This is a genomic window from Mycobacterium sp. ML4 (genome assembly GCF_054515735.1).
The window spans coordinates 214,500-235,544 of sequence record NZ_JBTNSY010000002.1; the positions used below are offsets into that span (position 1 = coordinate 214,500).

Consider the following 21,045-nt stretch of genomic DNA (forward strand, 5'->3'; position numbering starts at 1 on the left):
GCTGGGCAGTTATCGCCCGCGTGCCCCCTAAACTTGGTTTCCCGTGAGCCTAAGCCTGGGAATTGTGGGTCTGCCCAACGTCGGCAAGTCGACCCTTTTCAACGCGCTGACCCGGAACAACGTGTTGGCGGCCAACTATCCGTTCGCGACGATAGAGCCGAACGAGGGCGTGGTTTCACTGCCCGATCCGCGCCTGGACAAGCTGGCGGAGCTGTTCGGATCAGCCCGAATCGTGCCTGCCCCGGTGACCTTCACCGACATCGCCGGTCTGGTGAAGGGGGCATCCGAGGGAGCCGGACTGGGCAACAAGTTCCTGGCCCACATTCGCGAATGCGACGCCATCTGCCAGGTGGTGCGGGTGTTCGCCGACGACGATGTGACGCATGTCTCGGGAAAGGTCGATCCCCGCTCCGACATCGAGATCGTGGAGACCGAATTGATCCTTGCCGACCTGCAGACCCTGGAGCGGGCCCTGCCCAGGCTGGAGAAGGAAGCCCGCACCAACAAGGAACGCAAACCTGCGCACGAGGCCGCGGTGGCCGCACAACAGATCCTCGACAGCGGCAAGACGCTGTTTGCTGCGGGCGTGGACACCTCTTTGCTGCGCGAGCTCAATCTGCTGACCACCAAGCCGTTCCTGTACGTGTTCAACGCCGACGAGTCGGTGCTGACCGACCCGGCGCGGATCGCCGAGTTGCGCGAGCTCGTGGCGCCCGCCGACGCGGTGTTCCTGGATGCCGCAATCGAATCCGAACTGATCGAGCTCGACGACGAGTCCGCGGCGGAACTGCTGGAGTCCATCGGCCAGACCGAGCGGGGCCTGGATGCGTTGGCGCGCGCGGGTTTTCACACACTCAAGCTGCAGACCTACCTGACGGCGGGTCCGAAAGAGGCGAGGGCCTGGACCATTCACCAGGGTGACACCGCACCCAAAGCGGCCGGGGTGATCCACACCGACTTCGAAAAGGGCTTCATCAAGGCCGAAATCGTGTCGTTCGACGATCTGGTGACCGCCGGCTCGATGGCGGCGGCCAAGGCGGCGGGCAAGGTGAGGATGGAGGGCAAGGACTACGTGATGGCCGACGGGGACGTGGTGGAGTTCCGGTTCAATGTCTAGTCGAGTTCCAGTTCAACGTCAGCAAGTAGGCATCACGCCGAATCGAGATTCGGCGACAGGGGTCTTCGGCAGCTGGTCTAATGATGATCGCCATGCCGATTCTTGAACGTGCGCTTACCGCGCTGGCTCGCCAGCTCGGTGAACCAACCGGGTCCGCAGGCAGGGTTGTCGGACGGCTACTCAACCGTGGCAATCGGTCAATTGTCGTCGCGGCGGTCGCGGCCACGGATTGCGGACCAGCCGCCGAAGTCGCCGACATCGGATTTGGAGGAGGCGTCGGACTCGACATCTTGCTCGATCGCGACGTCGCGGTTGTTCACGGCGTCGAGATGTCGGAGACGATGCTCACTGAAGCTAAGCGCCGGTTCTCTGAGCCCATTGCTCGCGGGCGGTTACGTCTGCATTCCGGTCGGATGGAGAGCCTGCCTCTCGAAGATTCCGCACTGGACGCGATCATCTCGACGAACACGATCTATTTCGTACCGGACCTCGCCGCAGCTCTGAGTGAGCTGGTCAGAGTGTTGCGGCCGGGCGGGCGACTGGTACTCGGGGTTGGTGATCCGGGGCAGATGTCTAAAATGCCCTTCACCCGGCATGGATTCCGGTTGCGCCCCATCGACGAACTTGTGCCGACTATCCGCGAGGCAGGTTTTGGTCAGATTGAGGACAGGCGTGTCGGTGATGGCCAAGGCGCCTTCCATCTCTTGGTGTGTGACTTGCCGGGCTGACGTGGCGAGTCTTCTGTGCACTACATGCAAAGTTGCGAGATGTTTATCGGTGACGGAATTCGGTCGAGTTGCGGTTCAACGTGTAGAACCCGATGAGTTCGGCCGAGCGCGCGAGTCTCAATGGCATGGGAATACTCCTTTACTCCGCGACTGTGTCTCTCGATGGCTACGTTGCCGACGCCGGCGGCGACTTCCAGTGGTCGGCCCCGACTGACCCGGTGTTCGCTGCCCACGTCGACCGCATGGCTGAGGTGTCGACGGAGGTGTTGGGGCGCAAGACGTTCGGGCTGATGCAGTACTGGGAGACCGATCCGGAAGACGAGGAGTGGACCCCGGCAGAACGGGAGTTCGCCCGGCGCTGGCGGGGCATCGACAAAGTCGTGGTTTCGTCGACGCTGACGCGCACGGAGGTCGAGTCGGACCGAGTCCGTCTGGTCCCGAACCTGAGCCTGGTCGAGTTGCGGCGGATCGTCGACGATGCCGCGGGCGCGGTCGAGATCTTCGGGCCCACAACCGCGGCCGCTGCGATTCGCGCCGGCCTGGTCGACGAATTCCAGTTCTTCGTGGTGCCGAAGGTGGTGGGCGGAGGTCTACGTGCCTTACCTGGCGACGTGCGTCTTGATCTGACTCTCGCAGGACACAGGATTTTCGACGACGGCACCGCTCAGCTGCGCTACGTGTCTCGCCGAGACGGTGCCCGGTGACGGGAAGTGCTGGCGTTCCGGGTCACGATCCGCACGATCTGGGGGTGCGCACGGTCGCGATACCCCGAATCTACTCAATCCTGTTGTGTGTCAGCACTTGTCTCAGGGCCGAGAATAATCGCGGGGACGACGCACCTGCGGCTCGACCGTCAGCCGGGCAACCCCTTGCTGCCGGCGGCGCCGGTGGCGCCTTGCGACCCAGTGCCGCCGGCAGCGCCGTTGCTGCCCGGACGGGCCGAGAGGCCGCCGGCGCCGCCGGCACCTCCGCCGCCGCCGGTCCCGCCGCTGCCTGCTGCGCCGCCAGCGCCGCCGCTGCCCGACGACAGTCCGCCCACCCCAGGCGCCCCACCGTTGCCGCCATCGCCGCCGCTCCCGCCGACCCCGCCGTTACCGCCCGGGCCGCCGTTACCGCCAATGCCTGCGGTCTCGATACCGAAATTTGTGCCGCCACCAGCACCGCCGTTGCCGCCGTTGCCGCCGGCCGCACCCTGGCCGCCGTTAGCGCCGGCGCCGCCGCCACCGCCGTTGCCGCCGTGACCGAACTGCCCGCCGGCACCGCCCGCCCCCCCTACACCGCCGTTACCGCCGGGATTGCCGGCCGCACCAACTCCGCCGACGCCCCCTCTTCCGCCGGAACCTCCGACACCAACGCCTAGGGTGCTGTTGGCGTTGCCGCCCGTACCGCCGGTACCACCCGCTGCACCAGTACCGCCCACGCCGCCAATACCGCCGGCGCCTGCAGACACGATGCCGGCGTCGGCAAAGGCGTCACCGCCGCGGCCCCCGGTGCCTCCCGCGCCGCCGGCACCCCCCGCCCCACCAGTTCCACCCACCCCACCTTGAGCTGGTGATGTTGGCAGCCCTGGTCCCGTTAATGCATTGCTAGCGCTGCCGCCGTCACCGCCGGTGCCGCCCAAGGCGTGGGGGCCGCCGCCACCGCCCGTGCCGCCGTTACCACCTAGGATGAGCCCAGCCAAGGAGCCGCTGCCGAACCCGCCGTTGCCGCCGTTGCCGCCGCCGATGCCCTGTGCCGTGCTGGTGGGGCCTGGATCGCCACTGGCGCCGCTGCCGGCGGTGTTGCTCATACCGCCCTTCCCCGGTCCTAACTGGCCCGTCTGGTTGACCGACGGGTTGACGCCGGCCGCGCCGGCCGCGGCGTTGCCGCCGCGTCCGCCGTCACCGCCGTCGCCGACCAGCCCGCCTTTGCCCCCGGCCCCGCCGGCACCGCCATCACCGCCGGCGGTGGTGGCGTCGGCGCCGTTGCCGCCGTTACCGCCGCTACCGCCGCCGGAGGGCCGGCCACCGCTCGCCCCGGTCGCCCCGGTGCTGGACCCCGTCCCGCCGCTCCCGCCGGCACCGCCGGCGCCGGGATTACCGCCATTGCCGCCGGCCCCACCGTCGCGGACGACGGCGTTGCCATCGGCACCGTTTCCGCCGTTGCCGGGCACGCCACCGGTCCCACCGGCCCCGCCAGCACCGCCGGCGCCCACCGCGCCCGCCTGACCCCACAGCCCGCCCGCCCCACCGGCGCCACCATTACCCCCGACGCCGCCGGAGCCGCCGGACCCGCCGTCACCGCCGTCGCCGCCTGTTCCACCGCTGACAGTCGCAGCCAATCCGGCGGCGCCGGCCCCACCAAGTCCGCCGAGGCCACCAGTGCCGCCTGCCCCGCCGTTCCCGCCGGTGCCGACCAGCAACCCGCCCCGCCCGCCGGACCCGCCATCCCCGCCGACCCCACCCGGGCCACCGATCCCGACCGGCGAGGTCGTGGTCGTCGCGGCGGCACCGGGCGTACCGGTAAATCCGGTGCCACCGACGCCGCCCGCACCGCCGTTGCCCCAGATTCCGGCGTTACCGCCAGCCCCACCGGTCCCGCCGACGCCGCCGCTTGCGGCCGCTCCACCCATCCCGCCGGGACCGCCCTGACCAAAGAGCCATCCACCGGCACCCCCGATCCCGCCGACCCCGCCGACCCCACCGACGCCGCCGACCCCACCGTTACCGATCAGCCCGCCCGCGCCGCCGGCTCCGCCGGCGACGGCGGGGGCGGTGCTGTTCCCGCCCGCGCCACCATTGCCGAGCAAGATCCCGCCCGGCCGACCCGGCTGTCCGACCGGTCCACTGGCCCCCGCCGCACCATCGCCGATCAACGGTCGACCCAACAGCGCCAAAGTCGGCGCGTTGATCACGCCCAACACCTGCTGCTCCACGGCCTGCAGCGGCGAGACGGCAGCGGCCTCGGCGCCGGCATAGGCGCCCGCCCCGGCCGCCAGCGACTGGACCAACCCGGCGTGGATCACCGCGGCTCGCGCACTGAGGGCGCGATACTCCTCGGCATGCACCCTGAACAGGGTGGCGATCGCCGTCGACACCTCGTCAGCGGCGGCGGCCGCAATGCTCGTCGTTGACGACGCCGCCGCGGCATTGGCGACCTGAATCAGCGATCCCACGCCGTTCAACTCCGAAGCCGCCGCGGCCACCCACTCCGGCGCTGCGATTACAAACGACATGACAGAGCCACTCCTAGCGAGCCGGCGATTCATGCAGCATATTTAGCGAAAATCGAATCATAACATCACTTGCTATGATCAGGCCAGAATTCGCGGGCATCTTGACGTGATGCATTACGGGGAGCAAACAGTTTCGATGAGTTCACCCGCACCAGGCGGGTGGTAGCCGAAGTGAGTCGACCCCTACGAATTTGATCGCAGGTGACGGGCGGTGAGTGGCCAAGCTCGGACGCCGATCGGCCACAGCATCGTCCGAGCTTGGCAAGCCAATCATGGTTTGCTGAACCGTGTTTCGCTCATCTGGTGGGCGGGCGCCGCTATGCTTTCGGTGCCGTGACGCCGAGCCTGACATCCGCTCACGGGGCGCTGAATAATCCCGCGAAGTCCGCGGCATCAAATCCGAAAAGTGCCTTCGGGCGCTCGAAGATCCTCGCGCCCCCCGCTCGGCATCTTCCCCACAGTAGGTCGTTTCTATCGGGTGCGGCCCTTACCGTGCACGTGAAGAGTCCGGTGCCGCGTTGGATCCACCACTTCATTGGTGACCAAGGAGATAGCGTCCCGGGAAGTGGTGGACTTCGGATCTGGCGTGCTTTACGCGATTGCGATCAATGAGTCATGTTGAACGCTAGGTGATTTGGGTCCCACTGCGCGGCCACCGCGGCTGGGGTCGGTGTGGGCGAAGATGGTCTTGACCGCCGCGGTGACTGCCGGGGCATGTTTGGCCGCCACCGCGGTGTGCAGGTTGCGCATGAAATGCACCCGGCACCGCTGCCACGACGAACCAGTGAACTGTTGTGCCACAGCAGCGTTCAAGCCTGCATGGGCATCGGAGATGACCAGATGCACTCCGCCCAGCCCGCGCGCTTTCAGCGAGGCAAGGAATCACGCCAGAACTCGTATGACTCGCAGTCCCCGACGGCGCTGCCCAGCACTTCGCGGGTGCCCTCGATGGACACCCGGGTGGCTACCACCAGCGCCTGGGAAACCACGTGCGCCCCGATACGGACCTTGCAGAACGTTGCATCGCAGAACACGTACGGAAATTGCGATGTGAGACAGGCTGCGGGTGCGAAGCGCCTCAATCTCCTTATCCAAAGCCGGTGCACATCCGGGAAACCTCCGACATGGAGACACCGGCTTCGACGCCCATCGCCGCGACCAGATCATCGACGCGGCGCGGCGACACGCCGTGTACGTAGGCCTCCACCTCAGTGGCCTCGGCCTTGATCAGCACCTGCAGTCCCGGCGCGGATTAACCCTAGTGAGATGTCCGGTCCCGACCCAATGGCTCGCGCGCGGCGCGGGGGAGTCACTCCTTGCTTCCACCCCGGTAGAGGGAAATTCTTGGTAGATGGCGACTGAAAACCTCACGCGACGCTGGATTCGGTGTTCCACCAGCGTGCTGGTGGGCCTCGTGGTGGCTTCGTCCGCCGTGGGATTGGCCGGCGGGCTCACCCCATGGGCCCAGGCGGCTCCGGCCTATCACTGGTGTCCGGGTGATCCATGGGATCAGGGTTGGAGTGACGTTTACAACTGGGATTGGAATCACTGCCACGACTGGCAACGTCCGGGGGGCCCGTTCGCGCCGGTTGGTTGGGGACCCTGGGGTCCCCCGCCGGGGTGGGCGCCCCCACGGCCACCTCAGCCGGCATGGGCGCCCGGAGCCCAGTTGATGTGGAACCCCACCGCCAACAGTTGGGGATTCTGGAACAACGGCATCTGGACGCCGGTGTGACCAAAAGGCGGTCATCGGGGCGACGGTGCAGAGGCGGGCCACCGCCGGTATGCGCTGAGTACGCCGGATGCGGTCCTGCGCGGACGGTCCGGGTGCGGCGGAAGATCCCGCCGGGCATGTCCGGGCACGAGAGTGTGGCCGGGACAGGGTTGTCGTCGGCGAATCCCGCGTCACACCTTGATCTAGGTGCTTACGCCGACTGAAGCGTCGGCGTGGGTGGGGCCGGCGCCGTACTCGGCGCGGTAGGAACCTTACTGGGGACACTGGGTGGGGTGAGGGAGCCGTACTGCGGGCAGTAGGCCTGAATCGCGGCACCGGTGAAGTACGCAGCGTTGAGAGCCGGCCAGTTCGTCGCGCTGGTGACCTTCGTGGTCAGCTCTGCATTGGTGGTGTTGGGGTTGTCCTTGAGCGCTCCGCAGACAACCGTTTTCGCGACCTGGATCGCTTTGTCGGGAGCTCCGAAATTCATGCCGGAGGTGCTGAGGTTCGTGATGAACGCGTCGTCGGTCGCGTCCGCGTACGCCGGCGCTGCCAATCCCACGGACACAACGACCAACGCTATGGCTCTCGCCACCACCATGGCGTGCCCTCCCTCAGCAATTTCCGCGTGTGCGACCCCGCGCGGACGCGACGCGATTACCCGGCAGTTTAACGAAGAACCCCGCGAGATTCCGGACACATGGAGCAGTCTCTCGGAACCATCGCAGCGGGCGCCGCCTGATGGCCCCTTTCGGCCAGGCACGAGCGCGACGATGATGAGCGAGAGCGCATAGCCGATGAGCCCGAGCAGGCCGCCGAAAAGGGGGAGCTGCGGGCGGAACGTGCGCGGTCAGACGGATCACGCCGAACTCAGGCGTGCATTGGCTCGGGAGGAGACACCGCATGCGGTCGAAGCGCATCACGCCGAACCTTCGGGTGGCTGACATCGAGGCGTCGAAAAGCTTTTACACCGACTATCTCGGGCTCAGCGATGAGGAGTTCAACATGGGTTGGGTCGCCCGCTACACGGACCCCGAGTCCGGCGTTCATGTGCAGTTGGTGACGGGGGACGCGACTGCCGATGAGGATTCGGTCATCTCGGTTCACACCGACGACGTCGAGGGCGCCTACGGAGAGGCCCGGCAACGAGGTTACGAGATAGTTCATCCGCTCACGACCGAGCCGTGGGGCGTGCGCCGGTTCTTTGTCCGGGCGCCCGACGGCAACGTCCTCAACATCGTCTACCACCGGGACTGATAGCGCGGTTTCGACGCGCAGACAGTCATCGGGGCCTGGCGTCCTGCTACGCCAACCTGGCTGTTAGATCCCGTAAAACGGCAGGGGCGCGAGGCCGTCTTGGATGTTGCATGCCCGGTAGCCGGAGTGCCGGGGTGGCCGATTGGTCGGCCCGGCATCCGTAGCTCGCGCGTCGAACAGAATCGTGGTCTGGGCCACATCTGAGACCGCAATGTCACCGCGATAGCTGTGAATAGCGATCGTTCCGATACGGAAGATGCGCAATGCCGTCGTTGCTATGTGAATGTTCCACCCTATCTTCTAGCTGTTCATCGCATTAAGGACTGCCGTGTAGTAATTTGCTGTGCAATACCTACGTGCACAGTGACCACTTCTGTTTCACTTTATAGATTATTGCGTGACATAGCTGCGGTATATGCAGGTCAGCGACTTATTCGAATTCACGTGATAAGCGCCACAAATTTTGATTTCCTATGCATATGGTCGGTAGGTTTCTGGCCATGATTGCTCTAGCAACGCTGTTGGCGCTCGTTAATCAGGTCTCCGGCACCCCGTATATTCCGGGTGGCGATTCTCCGTCGGGGACCGACTGCTCAGGGTTGGCTTCGTGGGTCGCAAATGCGGCAGCCGACCGGCCGGTTTTCGGTAATCGGTTCAACACCGGTAACGAAGAGGCCGCGTTGGCGGCCCGCGGCTTTCAGCACGGAACCGCTCCGAACGCGTTGGTGATCGGGTGGAACGGCGGCCACACGGCCGTCACGCTGCCGGACGGCACCCCGGTGTCCAGCGGTGAAGGCGGCGGTGTGCGTGTCGGCGGCGGGGGCGCCTACCAGGCGCAATTCACCCACCACATGTTCCTCCCCGCCGAGGACATCGACCTCGAAGACGGTGAGCAGCCAGCTCCGGATGCTTCCGTCGAACTGGTCGGAGCCGTTGCTCCGGACCCCGCGCCCGAGATGCTCCCGCCGGCTCCCGACATGGGCCCGCCGGCTCCCGACCAGGGCCCCGAGCCCGCGCCGGCCGGCGATCCGGGAATGGCAGATTCCTGACAGATTTCTGACAGAATTTTGACAGCAGACATTTGACACCTGTGCGACTCAAATCACAATTCTAGTAAAGCGCAGCCACACCCGACGGCGTATTTGTGGGTCACCTCACAATATGTCACGGGTGTGGCTTGTGTCATTTGACTGGCGTTTGTGTGCGGATAATTCCTGCTCGTCGAATACCGGGTTGTCGGGCGAAATGATGCGGCCGGGATGCTGGTCTTCGGTTCACGCTGAGCCGGATGGTGGGCCGGTCAGACCTTGGTCCGTATGGTGACAGCGACGGGAAGGATTCTGGTTATGACGGCGTCGGTGACTCATTTAGGCGGCATCATCGCGGCGACCCGGGACGCGGTAGCTGCCGACCCGGCCAATGCCAGAGTCGTTTTCGAAGCTTCGGCCACCGCGCACGACGCGGTGGCCAGCACCGTCACCCTCGGGCAGTACCAGGTCGAGGTCGACGAGCCGGCACCGCTCGGCGGAGCGGGGACGGCGCCCAATCCGGTCGAGTACTACCTTGCCTCGCTGCTCTCCTGTCAGATCGTGACCTGGCGGTTCTGGGCGGAGAAGCTGGACATCGCGATCGACGCGATCACCGCACGTGCCGAAGGCGACCTCGACGTACGGGGCTTCTTCGGCTTGGAGGACACCGTCCGTGCCGGCTTCCGGGAGGTTCGGGTGGTGGTCACGGTGCGGGGACCTGAAACTCCGCAGCGTTACCGAGAACTGCAGGACGCCGTGGACGCGCACTGTCCGGTACTGGATCTGACCCAGAACGCGACCCCGGTGAGCACCAGGCTGGAGATCGGTTAGGCGATGACGGCGATCTCTTTGCCCAGCTCATAGCCCGGTGCCAACGGCAGGGTGTCACCACTCCAGAACTTGCCGGGGTCGAACCAGTTGGTGTCCTTGTCCGTGAGCAGCAGCCCCATCTCCTCGTAGGTGATGGCGACCGTCTCCGCGCAATATGCCGTGGACAGGCCCATCTTGCGTTGTTCTGTCCTGCGCCGTTCGGTGTGTTCTCGAGCTTTCCTCTCTACCAACGGGATTCCGCGGAACCAGTCGTTGATGGTGGGCAGCCGGCCGCGCAGCCACCGGCCGGTCAGCTTTGCGGTGGTCGGGAAGGCGGTGCCGTCCATCCGGGCGATCACCCGCAGCAGTTCGTTCTCCTGCTTATGGTTGGCGTGCGGCGCCAACTGCCGCAGCCAGCAGCGCTGTTGATAGCGCCCGGTCCATTGCAGGAACACCTCTCGGGCGTCGTTGAGCTGGACGCCGCGGTGGTTGGTGCCGGTCCACATGTCGACCAGCTTGTCGCCCAGTTCGGCGTGCCAGATCAGCGGCGGCAGGTCGTCGATGGCGACCGTCATGCCGACGTGATTCACCGGCGCGTTCGTCAGCGTCTGGATCGCTCGGTCCGGTCGTGAACCGCCACGGAACAGCCACAGATCGCCGGTGCGGGTCTCATCGAGCGCTTGGTCCAAGGTGAGCGTGCTGGAGTTCACGCCAAGCACTTTAAAGGGGGATAGCCTGTGCCGATGCGCAACGTTTGGAAGTGGATCGGGCTGGCCGGAGTGGCCGGCGTCGTCGCCGGTGGTGCGCTGGTGGTGCGCGATCAACGCAAACGGCGTGCCTACACGCCCGACGAGATCCGGGCACGGCTGCACCAGCGGTTGGCCGAGTCGGACACCGAAAGCTACCGGTCCCGCTCGGGTTCGGCATCGGCTTCCACCGCGAACAATCGGTAACTGCCGGAGAACCCTTTCAGTTCCACCTCACGTCCGTCGTCGAAACGGATGCCGTCGCACTCGTGGACCGCATCCCGAACCGGCTCGCTCACCAGAATCTGGCCGCCGACCGCCTGCCCGGCAACGCGGGCGGCCATGGCGACGTTGCGGCCGAACAGGTCGTCGCCGCGGCGCACCGATCGGCCCATATGAATGCCGATGCGAACGCGAATCGCATTCTGCCGCTTGTGTTTTGCCTCTTTGTGCAGCGCCTGCTGGATGTCCATGCCGCAGCGCACCGCCTGCTCGGCGCGGGAGAACGCGACCATGAATCCGTCGCCCTGGCTCTTGACCACGTGGCCGGATTGCCGCTGAACGAGCCGATGCACCAGCTTGTCGTGGCCGGCGATCAGTTTGACCCAGGCGCGGTCCCCGATCTTCTCGTTCAGCGCGGTGGACTCTTCGATGTCGGAGAACAGAATCACCACCCGGCCGTCCGGAGTGACCCTGGCCAAGTCCGGCCGCTCCACTTCGGCCCAGTCGGCCAGGTCTTCGATGGAGCTGCGGACGGCGGCGCCGAAACCCTCCTTGCGCATCAGGTTCGCGGTGTTCCACACCGTCTTGACGGCCTCGCGGCCGCCGGACCACAGCCGATTGCGGACGTCGGCGCGCTCGTGCAGCTCCGCGACCTCCCGGCGGCTGCGCTCGAGTGACTGCCACAGCGCGATCAGTCCCCCCGCTTCGATCACCGCGATGCCGGCCAGGACGTAGACCGCCACGTGCAGCGCATCAGCCATGCCCCCATCCTGACAGGCCGCCGCCCGACAGCCTTGTCGGGCCGACGACGCAGTGTTTAGGGTTGAGTTCGGCCATCCCGGGGAAGCACCACCTCAAGTATCCGGACCATCAAGGACTTTGAAGGAGACGCAACACGATGCAACTCGGGATGATCGGTCTCGGTCGGATGGGCGCCAACATCGTGCGCCGCGTGGTCACCGGTGGGCACGAATGCGTGGTGTACGACCACAACGCCGAGGCTGTGGAGGCGATGGCGGGGGAGGACGGCATTACCGGGGTGTCCTCGCTGACAGAGTTGCGCGACAAACTCACCGCGCCGCGGGTGGTCTGGGTGATGGTTCCCGCGGGGACCATCACCAGCGGGGTGATCGAGGAACTGGCCGACACGCTGGAGTCCGGCGACATCGTCATCGACGGCGGCAACTCCTACTACCGCGACGATATCAAGCACGCAAAGCTGTTGGCCGAGAACGATATTCGCCTTCTCGACGTCGGCACCAGCGGCGGTGTGTGGGGCCGGGAACGCGGCTACTGCCTGATGATCGGCGGCGATCTGGACGCGTTCGAGCACGCCGAGCCGATCTTCGCCACCGTCGCGCCCGGCGTCGACGCGGCCCCCCGCACACCGGGGCGCGACGGCGAGGTCGCCCAGCCGGAGAAGGGTTATCTGTACTGCGGCCAGGCGGGGGCGGGGCACTTCGTGAAGATGGTGCACAACGGAATTGAGTACGGAATGATGGCCTCGCTCGCCGAGGGCCTGAACATCCTGCGCAACGCCGACATCGGCACTCGCATCCAGCAGGGTGACGCCGAAACCGCTCCGCTGTCCAATCCCGAATGCTACCAATACGATTTCGACATTCCCGACATCGCGGAGGTGTGGCGTCGCGGCAGTGTGATCGGTTCCTGGCTGCTGGATCTCACCGCGATCGCGCTGCACGATTCGCCCGACCTCACCGAGTTCTCCGGACGGGTCTCCGATTCCGGCGAAGGCCGTTGGACGGCCATCGCGGCCATCGACGAGGGTGTTCCTTCGCCGGTGCTGACCACCGCCCTGCAGTCCCGCTTCGCGTCGCGGGACCTCGACGACTTCGCCAACAAAGCGCTGTCGGCGATGCGCAAGCAGTTCGGCGGCCATGCGGAGAAGCCGGCCAACTGAGGCGGACCCCGGCCGCCGAGCGTGAAATGCACGACGCCGCATCGGCGTGTCCCGTCGTGAGGTTCACGCTCGGGGCAATCAGGCCCCTCGTTCGACGAACGCCACCACCGCGTCGCTGAACGCGTCGTTGTCGTCGCCTGCGGCGGTGTGTCCTGCGTTGGAGAGTTCAACGAACTCCGCGCGCGGCACCTGGGACAGGAAGTGCTCGACGCCTTCGGGGCTGACGACGTCCGACAGCTTGCCGCGGATGAGCAGCACCGGGATCGCCAGATTGGAGGCGGCTTGCTCGAAGCCCTCGGTGCGTAGTTCGGGGTCGTCGCCGGGTTTGGTCATGAACGCCGGATCCCAGTGCCAGTACCAGCGTCCGTCCCGTTGCCGCAGGTTCTTCTTGAGCCCTTCGGGGCTGCGCGGCTTGGTCCGGTGCGGCAGGTAGGCGGCCACCGCCTCCGCGGCGTGCTCCAGCGAGTCGAAGCCGTCGATGTTGGTCATCATGAAATCGCGGATGCGGGCGCTGCCGTTCTTCTCGAACCGGGGCACCACATCGACGAGCACCAACTTCGTCACTCGTTGCGGGCCGGCCCGGTCGGCGACCAGGATGCCGGTGAGTCCGCCCATGCTGGCACCGATGATCACCACCGGCCGCCCGATCGCCTCCAGTACGTGCATGACGTCGGCGGTCAGCGTCTCGACGTCGTAGTCAGCGTACGGTGCGCGGTCGCTGTCGCCGTGACCGCGGGTGTCGAGCGCTATGACGTGATAGCCGTCGTCGGCCAGGATCTGACCGGTGTTCTTCCAGGAGAACCGGTTCTGGCCTCCGCCGTGCAACATCAGAATGCTGGGCCCGTTGCCCGAATCACCGTGGTTCCACTCGTCGGCGACGAGCGTGATCCCGTCCACCCCGGTGAACTCAACAGTCTGCGAACTGCTCGTCATAGTGGTCAATTCCCTTCGGTTGAGTCCAGATACGCAGAGATGACTGCGGCGAGCATCTCGCGGTCCCGGGTGCTGTCCAACGGCTTGGGCCAGGTCAACTGCACGGCCACCAGCCCGCGGATGGTTGCCCAGATCAGATTGCCCAGCCTGGTCGCCTGCGCGGGCGCGAGCCCGGTCCCCAGGTGCTCTCCGATCTCGGTCATCCGTGCCGACATCGCGGCCAGATGAGCATTGGCCTTGGCGGTACGTGCACCGCGAGTGGCGATCAGGATCTCCAGCGCCGCCATCGACGTCGGACTGGAGAACGCCCGCCACACCGCGTCAACGACGAAAGCCGGCCGCTCATGCGGCAGTAGCTGTGCAGCCTGGGCCGGCAGGCGGTCGAGCGTGTCCAGGAGGTCGGCAAAACCCTTGTCCAGCACCGCCATCAGGATGCCGTTGAGGTCGCCGAAGTGGTATTGCACTACGCCCCAGGTCAATCCGGCGCGTTCGGTGATCTGGCGCACGCTCGGTGGGCCGAAGCCCTCTTTGAGGATGTAGCGGACTGCCTCGTCGATGACGGCCTGCCGGCTGCGTTCGGCGCGGGCCTGTCCACCGCCGGGAGGTCGGCGTGGGCTGGTCAACGCATCACACCCCGAAGGTGGTCGAGCGGCCGCAGATCGTGTGCGGCCATGATGCCGTGGGGTGCGCGGCATACCGCGTCGATCACGTTGACCACGCGCGCGGCGGTGGCGATCACCCCGCCCTCGTTGTGGTCGATCTCGCCCCCCAGATGGGTGTTGATTTCCACCCCCGGACTGCCGGTCACCACGACCCGGTGTACACCGGCGCGGCCGTCCGGCGGATAGGCCCAGTGCGGTGCGGTGTCCGGGCCGAGCCGGTTGACGTGCTCCATGGTGATGACGACCTCGCCGTCGCGCAGGCCCTCGACGCCGAAGCGTACGGCGGCCACCTGCCCTGGGTCGACGTGCATCATGGTGCAGTCGATCGGTTCGGGCGTCACCCACTTCTCGCAGCGCTCGCGCACCTCGTCGAGTTCGACTCCGAGGTCCTGTGCCAGGCTGCGCACCTGCACACCCCACATCGAGGTGAGCACTCGCGGGGCGAACATGACCGGCGTGTGATCCGGGCTGGTGCCGAAACCGAAACTGACACCGGTGAATTCGGCGTCGTCGTAGCTCGCGTAGTCGCAGATCTCCTGCACCGTGATGCTGGTCGCTCGTTCGGCCAGGCTCAACGCCGTGTAGGCCAGGGTGTCACCGGAGTAGCCGGGGTCGACGCCGTTGATGTAGAGCGTCGCGTCGCCGTCGGTGCAGGCGCGCTGCAGGGGTTCGCGTAGCCAGTCGCCGGCCTGCTCGGGCGCCACCATCCACACGAAGGACGAGCCGACGACATTGGTGCCGGCCCGCAGAAAGCGGCTGATCTCGCCGATGGCCTCCTTGGGCCGGGTCTCGGCCTGCGAGGTGTAGACGACACAGTCGGCGTGCAACGCCACCAGGGCGTCCAGGTCGTCGGTTGCCGTGATGCCGGTCCTCTCGTCGAGTCCGCATAGTTCGGCGGCGTCCCGCCCCACCTTGTCCGGAGTGGATGCGTGCACACCGACCAGTTCGAGGTCGGGCCGCTCGATGAGCATGCGCAGGGCGTGCCGGCCGACGTTGCCGGTCGAATACTGGATGACACGTCTCATGACATCGGGACCTTCCGGAAGTATTCGGCACCGTCCACCACCTGTTGGACGAACGCGTCGATGGGGTGGTAATCGCCGTGGTTGCAGACCATCTGGCGCTGCGCTGTGCCCAGCCGGGCTCGGATTCCACGCCGGGCAGCGCGTCCAGCTTGCTGCGTGAGCACCCGATGACGGTCACACCGGCGCGCAGTAACTCGTGGGCAATGCCGACGCCGACGCTGCGGCTGGTTCCAGTGACGACGGCGACTTTGCCGTCCAGCAACCCCACGCATACAGATAATCACATCCTTAATCTTTTCCCGCACAGGGGCGGCCGCCAGTATGTGGAGCCGTTGGCACGAGGTCACAGAACGCAGATCGAAGGCACCCGGTGAGTTTTCTCCGCCGCCAAGGTCTATTCCTGCAGACGTTGCCCGTGAAAGCACCGCACAAGAAAAGGAGATGTAGATGCCGGCGATCACACCCTCGCTGTGGTTCGACAACAACCTGGAAGAAGCGGCCGAGTTTTACACCTCGGTCTTCCCGAACTCAAAGGTGGAGCAATTCAACCGAACCACCGACGCGGGGCCGGGTGAGCCCGGCACCGTGCTCAGCGGCACCTTCGTCTTGGACGGCACCCGGTTCATCGGGATCAACGGGGGCCCGGCGTTCACGTTCGACTACGCGGTGTCCTTTACCGTGGAGTGCGAGGACCAGGATGAGGTCGACTACTACTGGGAGCGGCTGAGCGATGGCGGCGAGGAGTCACAATGCGGCTGGCTCAAGGACCGTTTCGGCCTGAGCTGGCAGATCATTCCGCATCGGCTGTATGAACTGGTGGGCGATCCTGACCCCGCACGGGCAACCGCTGCCACCAGGGCGATGCACGGTATGCGCAAGATCGTCATCGCGGAACTGGAGCAGGCGGTCGCTGCTGTGTGATCTCACTCGGTGATCTGGTCGATCCATTCGATCGTGGCCTCGATGATGGGCGGCACCTCGTCGGGATCCTCGCAGCCGATGACCATCAGCGTCGATTCGGCTACCGTCGCGACGAGAACCCGGGCCATTAGTTGTTTACGCGGCGACGTGTCCAGTTCCAGCACCATCATCCAGTTGCGCAAAACGGATGCGAGGCGCTTGCGTCGGGTGATCTCGAACCCGGCCGGGGTGTCTCCGCAGGACAGCAGCCTGGCCGCGTACCGGTTCTCCCACATCCCTTCCAGATAGGCGCGCACGTGCAACTGGAAAACGCGCTGCCGGTCGGAGGCGGACTCGCCGGCCTGGTCGACCGTCGCGCGGATGCGCCGTTCGACGTTGTCGGCCAGCTGCTCGAAGATGGCCAGAAACAGTTCGCTCTTGCCGCCGAAATGGTGGTAGATGCTGCCGATGCTGGCTCCCGAACAGGTCACCACGTCGGCGATGGTGGCGACGGTGAAGCCCTTGGTGGCGAACACCTCGGTCGCCGCATCGAGTATCCGGCGCTGTGTTGCGTCGGTCTTGGCCCAGCGGCGGGCTCGTGCCGTCGAAGGCGTGTCTGTCATCAGCCGACGGCCTCCGGGAGGATTCGCAGGGTTGGTAGATCGGGTCGGGAGTCCGACGTCGTCAGTCCGCGGGCAGGCATCGAGGTCAGCGGCAAGCCGCCCAGCAGGCCTTCCGGCCGGACGCCGGTCAAAGCGCTGACCGCGGCGCCCGCCGGGCCACCGGATAACGCGGCTGCCTCGCTGACCACTGGGACCGCAGATGACCAGGCCCCCGGCACGGACAGCGCACCGACGGTGGCCGCCTTGCCCATGCCCGCAGACACCGCGCCGGTCAACGACGCCGAACCCAGTGCCCCCGAAAGGGCCGGTGCCACCGAGGATGCGATCTGGCTGCCGATCGCGGCTGCCGCCGGAAACAGGCCTTTGATGGTCGACATCATCGACATGCCCAAGCCGGCGACCGAAGTCGACGCGAAGAAGGGTGTGCCGAAGATGCTCATCACGGTCTGCAGGTCGCTCATCCAATTCGGAACTGCGGTCACGCCCAGGGAGCCCAAAGCATTGGGTATGGCGCCGATCAGTTGCGTCAGCGCGTTGACGATCTCGGAGATCACCGAGTTCGCGCCGGCCTGCGCCACGGCTTGGATGGCCAGACCGGCAGGGTTTGCCGGTTGGGGCGGGGCGGTGAAGGGGCTGATCGTGGTGGCCGCCGTCGAGGCGGCCGCGTAGGTGGACATCGCTGTCGCGTCCTGGGCCCACATCTCGCCGTACTGAGCCTCGGTCGCGGCGATGGCCGGGGTGTTGAGGCCGAGGAAGTTGGTCGCGGTCAGCGTTGCCAGCTGAGCGCGATTGGCGGCGACCACGGTCGGGGGAACGGTCATCGCGTAGGCGGTCTCGTAGGCTGCGACCGCGCTGTGAGCCTGTCCGGCGGTCTGCGCCGCCTGCCCGACGGTGGCATTGAGCCACACGACGTACGGCACGGCCGCGGCGGCCATCGCCGCCGCGCTGGGGCCCAGCCAGGGCGCTCCGATCAGGTTGGCGATCACCGCTTCGAACGACGCCGCCGTGCACTCCAGGTCGGCGGCGAGCTGCTCCCACGCGATCGCCGCAGCCAGCATTGATTGGGCCCCCGGCCCGGTGTACATACGAACGGAGTTGATCTCCGGTGGTAAGGCGGCGAACGACATCGTTGCAGCTCCTCCCTCTGCGCCCGGATATAAGCCTTCCGTGGAAACCGGCTGCGGTCTGTCAGCCGAGCGGCTATAAGGGGGAGGAAATCCATGTCCCCCAATCGACGGTCTTCTTGTCCCCCTTACGGCCGGTTACGTTGGACTGTGCGGGCCCGTTGCACGGCGAACAGGAGTCAAGTTGTCTGAACCACGCTGGATCGACGTGAAGGGCTCCAACGGCGACCTGAAGGCCCTGACCTGGGGGCCCGCTGACGGTCCGATTGCGTTGTGCCTGCACGGGTTTCCCGATACCGCCTATGGCTGGCGCAAGCTCGCACCGCGGCTGGCCCAGTCCGGCTGGCGGGTGGTGGCGCCCTTCATGCGCGGCTACGCCCCGTCCTCGATTCCCGTCGACCGCAGCTATCACGTTGGCGCCTTGATGCACGACGCCCTGCGGGTTCGGACGGCCGCCGGGGGCTCCGAGCGTGACGTGGTGATCGGTCATGACTGGGGGGCCATCGCGGCCACCGGCCTGGCAGCCATGCCGGACAGCCCGTTCGCCAAAGCTGTGATCATGTCGGTGCCGCCGTCGGCGGCGTTTCGCCCATTGGGCCGGCTGCCCGACCGTGGCCGGTTGGCCGCTGAGTTCTCGCGTCAGTTATTGCGCAGCTGGTACATCAGCTATTTCCAGCTGCCGTTCCTGCCGGAACGGTCCTCCAAGTGGGTGCTCCCACTGCTGTGGCGGCGTTGGTCGCCGGGCTATGACGCCCAGGAAGACCTGCGCCACGTCGACGCGGCCATCGGGACGCCGGAAAGCTGGCGCGCGGCACTGGGCCCCTACCGCGCCACCATTCGCGACACCAGGCCGCCCGCCCGGTACGCGGAATTGAACCGGTACTGGACCGAGGCGCCGAAGTTGCCAAGCCTGTACCTGCATGGACGCGACGACGGTTGCATGACACCGGCATTCGCGCAGTGGGTGCAGCGCATCCTGCCGCCCGGCAGTGAGGTGTCCATCGTCTCGGATGCCGGTCACTTCCTGCAGCTCGAGCGGCCCGACAAGGTCGCGGAGTTGGTGCTGGCGTTCATCGGCTCACCCGATCCCGCTTAGTGGCGGCCGGGCAGCGGATGGCCGCCGTCGACGCGCAGTTTTACTGGATGTCGGCCAAGATCCCCAACGACGAGTTCCTGCTCTACGCTTTCGGCGGCGAACCCAACGACCTCGACGGTGCGGCGGCGCAAGTGTTGCGGCGTGCCCGCGCTTGCCCCGACTTGCGCCTGGTTGTCGAGGACGGCAGCCCGCTGACCTATCCGCGGTGGGTGCAGGCGCCGATCGAAGCCGGGCGGGTGGTCCGGCACGACCTGCCCGACGAGAGCTGGGCGGGCTGCCTGGACGTTGTCGTCCAGTTGGCGGGCAACCAGCTGAATATTCGCGAGAAGCCATGGCAACTACACCTTTTCACGCCCGTCCACGACATCCCTGGGGTCCGGGGCGGGGGTACCGTCGCGGTGTTACAGGTCGCACACGCGCTGGCCGACGGCGCTCGGGCCTCGACCATGGCGGCATGGCTGTTCGGCCGGCAGGATCCGGTGCCGGCCGTGCTGCCGCTTACGGGTTGCCTTCCGTGGCGGGCAGTGATCGCGGCGCGGGCCCACCGCCGGCTCGTCCGTGACACCGCCGCCGGATCGTTGGCGCCGGGACCGGGAGCGCGGCGGTTGCTGCCTACCAACTCCGAGCCGGCGGGCGCCCGGATGATGCGCACATTCGTGCGCCGCCGAGAGCAATTGAACGGCCCAACGGTCACCGTTGCGGTGCTGTCCGCGGTGGCCGCGGCGCTGTCGGAAGCGCTCGGCGCGTCTGCTGCTTCACTGGCGGCGGAGGTACCCATGGCCAAGCCCGGTGTGCCGTTGGGTTTCAACCACTTCGGAAACGTCGTGGTGGGGCTGTACCCGGAACTCGGGCACGCCGAAAGGGTGCAACGCATCGCTGCCGACCTGGCCAATGGTCGCCGTCGCCTGGAACATCCGGCCACCCGTGCCTCCGATGAAGCCTTCGCAACGGTGCCCGCCCTGCTGTTGCGTTGGGGCGTCAGCCGATTCGATGCCGATGTGCGGCCAGAGCAGGTGTCCGGCAACACGGTGGTGTCCAGCGTGCACCGGGGGGCTGCCGATCTCAGCTTCGGTGGTGTCCCGGTGGTGTTGACGGCGGGTTATCCGGGCCTTTCGCCGGTGATGGCTCTGACACACGGCGTTCATGGCATTGGTGACACGATCGCGATCAGCGTGCATGCGGCGGAGTCGGCGCTGCCGAATGTGGACGGGTATTTGCGGCTACTGGACGCCGCCCTGTGAGTTACTGCGCGTCGCCGGATCGGGCCGCCTGCTCCCGGGTCAGGCCGGCGGCCAGGATCAGCTCTTCGTGTAGCTCGAACCACACGGTGTGGTAGGAGTCGATGAGTGGCCTTGTCAGCCAAGCGATCTCACCGGCCTTCACGTTGTCCAGCGCCGCATCCAGTTTCACCGCGTAGCCGCGCAGGCGTGGAAGCTGCGCGGTGACCGCCGCGATGATCGGCGTCACCCGCTGATGCACGTCGTCGAGGCGGGCCAGCACCGCGGCGTCGTACGCGGCGTCTTCATGCTGATTGGGGTGGCCGTCCCTGAGTTGCCAGTCGGTGACCAGTGCTTTGAAATCGCGGTTCACTCCCCGGAACTTCCGGTACGCGGCGTCGATGGCCGCTGAATCGACACCCTGGCGTTCGGCGGCCAGCATTTCGGCGAGGCGGGCGCGCCCGTCGGGGCTGATACGCACCGTGGGTCCCTCGACCAGTAATCCCGCCGCGGTGAGCTGCTCGACGGTCCTTGTAAGCTCCGTCGTACTCACCGCCAGTGTGGCAGCCAGGTCGGGCAGGCTTACCCGCCCCTTCAGTCGGACGGTCTGCAACACCTCGAGGTGTCTGCTCGCCTGGCTGTCCGGGGTTTGCGGGTTGGTCCGCGAAGGGATCTCGTCGTTCATCGCACCGCATTGTCCTGAGCGGT

At 66.5% G+C, this 21,045-nt stretch carries 21 protein-coding genes and 3 pseudogenes; 12 read left to right on the top strand and 12 right to left on the bottom strand.

Features of this window, described 5'->3' with window-relative positions; translation table 11 throughout:
• Positions 1–43: 43 nt before the first annotated feature.
• From ychF to ACX9NE_RS03015, 3 genes are all read left to right on the top strand, one after another.
• Positions 44–1,117, top strand: coding sequence for a redox-regulated ATPase YchF (gene ychF / locus ACX9NE_RS03005; RefSeq protein WP_459359869.1), 1,074 nt, complete (start codon positions 44–46; stop codon positions 1,115–1,117).
• A gap of 80 nt (positions 1,118–1,197) precedes the next feature.
• Entirely contained in the window at positions 1,198–1,845 is a 648-nt protein-coding gene (locus ACX9NE_RS03010) for a class I SAM-dependent methyltransferase (RefSeq protein ID WP_459359868.1), read from the top strand.
• Between the two features lie 125 nt (positions 1,846–1,970).
• On the top strand, positions 1,971–2,549 hold the full coding sequence (locus tag ACX9NE_RS03015; protein WP_459359867.1) for a dihydrofolate reductase family protein: 579 nt from the start codon (positions 1,971–1,973) through the stop codon (positions 2,547–2,549).
• A gap of 149 nt (positions 2,550–2,698) precedes the next feature.
• Here ACX9NE_RS03015 and ACX9NE_RS03020 read toward each other — a convergent pair whose 3' ends face one another.
• Together ACX9NE_RS03020 and ACX9NE_RS03025 are read right to left on the bottom strand one after the other, a co-directional pair.
• Entirely contained in the window at positions 2,699–5,059 is a 2,361-nt protein-coding gene (locus ACX9NE_RS03020; RefSeq protein ID WP_459359866.1) for a PE family protein, read from the bottom strand.
• Positions 5,060–5,697: 638 nt separating this feature from the next.
• Positions 5,698–6,275 (bottom strand): annotated as a pseudogene (locus ACX9NE_RS03025) (IS256 family transposase); the annotation flags it as partial.
• A 135-nt stretch (positions 6,276–6,410) separates the two neighbouring features.
• Here ACX9NE_RS03025 and ACX9NE_RS03030 point away from each other — a divergent pair.
• Positions 6,411–6,794, top strand: a complete 384-nt coding sequence (locus ACX9NE_RS03030) for a hypothetical protein (protein ID WP_459359865.1) — start codon at positions 6,411–6,413, stop codon at positions 6,792–6,794.
• Between the two features lie 190 nt (positions 6,795–6,984).
• Here ACX9NE_RS03030 and ACX9NE_RS03035 read toward each other — a convergent pair whose 3' ends face one another.
• Entirely contained in the window at positions 6,985–7,341 is a 357-nt protein-coding gene (locus tag ACX9NE_RS03035; protein ID WP_459359864.1) for a DUF732 domain-containing protein, read from the bottom strand.
• A gap of 335 nt (positions 7,342–7,676) precedes the next feature.
• Here ACX9NE_RS03035 and ACX9NE_RS03040 point away from each other — a divergent pair, with 335 nt between their 5' ends.
• The 3 genes and pseudogenes from ACX9NE_RS03040 (at position 7,677) to ACX9NE_RS03050 (ending at position 9,889) form a co-directional block, all read left to right on the top strand.
• On the top strand, positions 7,677–8,030 hold the full coding sequence (locus ACX9NE_RS03040; protein WP_459359863.1) for a VOC family protein: 354 nt from the start codon (positions 7,677–7,679) through the stop codon (positions 8,028–8,030).
• A gap of 444 nt (positions 8,031–8,474) precedes the next feature.
• Positions 8,475–9,019 (top strand): annotated as a pseudogene (locus ACX9NE_RS03045) (hypothetical protein); the annotation flags it as partial.
• Positions 9,020–9,376: 357 nt separating this feature from the next.
• Positions 9,377–9,889, top strand: coding sequence for an OsmC family protein (locus tag ACX9NE_RS03050; protein ID WP_459359862.1), 513 nt, complete (start codon positions 9,377–9,379; stop codon positions 9,887–9,889).
• Here the strand turns inward: ACX9NE_RS03050 and ACX9NE_RS03055 are convergent.
• Positions 9,886–10,578 carry a guanylate cyclase gene (locus ACX9NE_RS03055; RefSeq protein ID WP_459359861.1) on the bottom strand — a complete coding sequence of 231 codons (693 nt, stop codon included), beginning with the start codon at positions 10,576–10,578 and terminating at the stop codon, positions 9,886–9,888. The genes ACX9NE_RS03050 and ACX9NE_RS03055 overlap by 4 nt on opposite strands.
• Positions 10,579–10,611: 33 nt before the next feature.
• Between ACX9NE_RS03055 and ACX9NE_RS03060 the strand changes: the two genes are divergently transcribed.
• Entirely contained in the window at positions 10,612–10,821 is a 210-nt protein-coding gene (locus ACX9NE_RS03060; protein WP_459359860.1) for a hypothetical protein, read from the top strand.
• On the opposite strand, the gene ACX9NE_RS03065 is transcribed toward ACX9NE_RS03060, so the two are convergent.
• Complete coding sequence (locus tag ACX9NE_RS03065) at positions 10,770–11,597, bottom strand: adenylate/guanylate cyclase domain-containing protein (RefSeq protein ID WP_459359859.1); 828 nt, start codon at positions 11,595–11,597, stop codon at positions 10,770–10,772. The genes ACX9NE_RS03060 and ACX9NE_RS03065 overlap by 52 nt on opposite strands.
• Before the next feature lie 137 nt (positions 11,598–11,734).
• On the opposite strand from ACX9NE_RS03065, the gene gnd reads away from it, so the two are divergent.
• Complete coding sequence (gene gnd / locus ACX9NE_RS03070) at positions 11,735–12,757, top strand: phosphogluconate dehydrogenase (NAD(+)-dependent, decarboxylating) (RefSeq protein ID WP_459359858.1); 1,023 nt, start codon at positions 11,735–11,737, stop codon at positions 12,755–12,757.
• A gap of 78 nt (positions 12,758–12,835) precedes the next feature.
• Here gnd and ACX9NE_RS03075 read toward each other — a convergent pair whose 3' ends face one another.
• From ACX9NE_RS03075 to ACX9NE_RS03090, 4 genes and pseudogenes are all read right to left on the bottom strand, one after another.
• A complete protein-coding gene (locus tag ACX9NE_RS03075) occupies positions 12,836–13,699 on the bottom strand; it encodes an alpha/beta fold hydrolase (RefSeq protein ID WP_459359857.1) in 864 nt (287 codons plus the stop codon).
• A complete protein-coding gene (locus tag ACX9NE_RS03080) occupies positions 13,696–14,313 on the bottom strand; it encodes a TetR/AcrR family transcriptional regulator (RefSeq protein WP_459359856.1) in 618 nt (205 codons plus the stop codon). Before ACX9NE_RS03080 ends, ACX9NE_RS03075 begins: the two co-directional genes overlap by 4 nt.
• Entirely contained in the window at positions 14,310–15,377 is a 1,068-nt protein-coding gene (locus ACX9NE_RS03085; protein WP_459359855.1) for an NAD(P)H-dependent amine dehydrogenase family protein, read from the bottom strand. The genes ACX9NE_RS03080 and ACX9NE_RS03085 overlap by 4 nt, the downstream gene beginning before the upstream one ends.
• 35 nt (positions 15,378–15,412) lie before the next feature.
• Positions 15,413–15,645 (bottom strand): annotated as a pseudogene (locus tag ACX9NE_RS03090) (oxidoreductase); the annotation flags it as partial.
• A gap of 179 nt (positions 15,646–15,824) precedes the next feature.
• On the opposite strand from ACX9NE_RS03090, the gene ACX9NE_RS03095 reads away from it, so the two are divergent.
• Complete coding sequence (locus ACX9NE_RS03095) at positions 15,825–16,298, top strand: VOC family protein (protein WP_459359854.1); 474 nt, start codon at positions 15,825–15,827, stop codon at positions 16,296–16,298.
• 2 nt (positions 16,299–16,300) lie between these two features.
• On the opposite strand, the gene ACX9NE_RS03100 is transcribed toward ACX9NE_RS03095, so the two are convergent.
• Positions 16,301–16,900, bottom strand: a complete 600-nt coding sequence (locus tag ACX9NE_RS03100) for a TetR/AcrR family transcriptional regulator (RefSeq protein WP_459359853.1) — start codon at positions 16,898–16,900, stop codon at positions 16,301–16,303.
• A complete protein-coding gene (locus ACX9NE_RS03105) occupies positions 16,900–18,027 on the bottom strand; it encodes a PPE family protein (RefSeq protein WP_459359852.1) in 1,128 nt (375 codons plus the stop codon). Before ACX9NE_RS03105 ends, ACX9NE_RS03100 begins: the two co-directional genes overlap by 1 nt.
• Before the next feature lie 181 nt (positions 18,028–18,208).
• Here ACX9NE_RS03105 and ACX9NE_RS03110 point away from each other — a divergent pair, with 181 nt between their 5' ends.
• Complete coding sequence (locus ACX9NE_RS03110) at positions 18,209–19,120, top strand: alpha/beta fold hydrolase (protein ID WP_459359851.1); 912 nt, start codon at positions 18,209–18,211, stop codon at positions 19,118–19,120.
• 17 nt (positions 19,121–19,137) lie between these two features.
• Complete coding sequence (locus tag ACX9NE_RS03115) at positions 19,138–20,361, top strand: WS/DGAT domain-containing protein (protein ID WP_459359850.1); 1,224 nt, start codon at positions 19,138–19,140, stop codon at positions 20,359–20,361.
• A 1-nt stretch (position 20,362) separates the two neighbouring features.
• Here the strand turns inward: ACX9NE_RS03115 and ACX9NE_RS03120 are convergent, their stop codons facing one another.
• On the bottom strand, positions 20,363–21,022 hold the full coding sequence (locus ACX9NE_RS03120; protein ID WP_459359849.1) for a MarR family transcriptional regulator: 660 nt from the start codon (positions 21,020–21,022) through the stop codon (positions 20,363–20,365).
• Positions 21,023–21,045: the final 23 nt, after the last annotated feature.

Bases quoted from the DNA above. Each gene is read 5' to 3' on its own strand.
- ACX9NE_RS03010 (WP_459359868.1), top strand. From the start codon at position 1,198: ATGATGATCGCCATGCCGATTCTTGAACGTGCGCTTACCGCGCTGGCT.
- ACX9NE_RS03015 (WP_459359867.1), top strand. From the start codon at position 1,971: ATGGGAATACTCCTTTACTCCGCGACTGTGTCTCTCGATGGCTACGTT.
- ACX9NE_RS03020 (WP_459359866.1), bottom strand. From the start codon at position 5,059: ATGTCGTTTGTAATCGCAGCGCCGGAGTGGGTGGCCGCGGCGGCTTCG.
- ACX9NE_RS03030 (WP_459359865.1), top strand. From the start codon at position 6,411: ATGGCGACTGAAAACCTCACGCGACGCTGGATTCGGTGTTCCACCAGC.
- ACX9NE_RS03040 (WP_459359863.1), top strand. From the start codon at position 7,677: ATGCGGTCGAAGCGCATCACGCCGAACCTTCGGGTGGCTGACATCGAG.
- ACX9NE_RS03050 (WP_459359862.1), top strand. From the start codon at position 9,377: ATGACGGCGTCGGTGACTCATTTAGGCGGCATCATCGCGGCGACCCGG.
- ACX9NE_RS03060 (WP_459359860.1), top strand. From the start codon at position 10,612: ATGCGCAACGTTTGGAAGTGGATCGGGCTGGCCGGAGTGGCCGGCGTC.
- ACX9NE_RS03065 (WP_459359859.1), bottom strand. From the start codon at position 11,597: ATGGCTGATGCGCTGCACGTGGCGGTCTACGTCCTGGCCGGCATCGCG.
- gnd (WP_459359858.1), top strand. From the start codon at position 11,735: ATGCAACTCGGGATGATCGGTCTCGGTCGGATGGGCGCCAACATCGTG.
- ACX9NE_RS03085 (WP_459359855.1), bottom strand. From the start codon at position 15,377: ATGAGACGTGTCATCCAGTATTCGACCGGCAACGTCGGCCGGCACGCC.
- ACX9NE_RS03095 (WP_459359854.1), top strand. From the start codon at position 15,825: ATGCCGGCGATCACACCCTCGCTGTGGTTCGACAACAACCTGGAAGAA.
- ACX9NE_RS03100 (WP_459359853.1), bottom strand. From the start codon at position 16,900: ATGACAGACACGCCTTCGACGGCACGAGCCCGCCGCTGGGCCAAGACC.
- ACX9NE_RS03105 (WP_459359852.1), bottom strand. From the start codon at position 18,027: ATGTCGTTCGCCGCCTTACCACCGGAGATCAACTCCGTTCGTATGTAC.
- ACX9NE_RS03115 (WP_459359850.1), top strand. From the start codon at position 19,138: ATGGCCGCCGTCGACGCGCAGTTTTACTGGATGTCGGCCAAGATCCCC.
- ACX9NE_RS03120 (WP_459359849.1), bottom strand. From the start codon at position 21,022: ATGAACGACGAGATCCCTTCGCGGACCAACCCGCAAACCCCGGACAGC.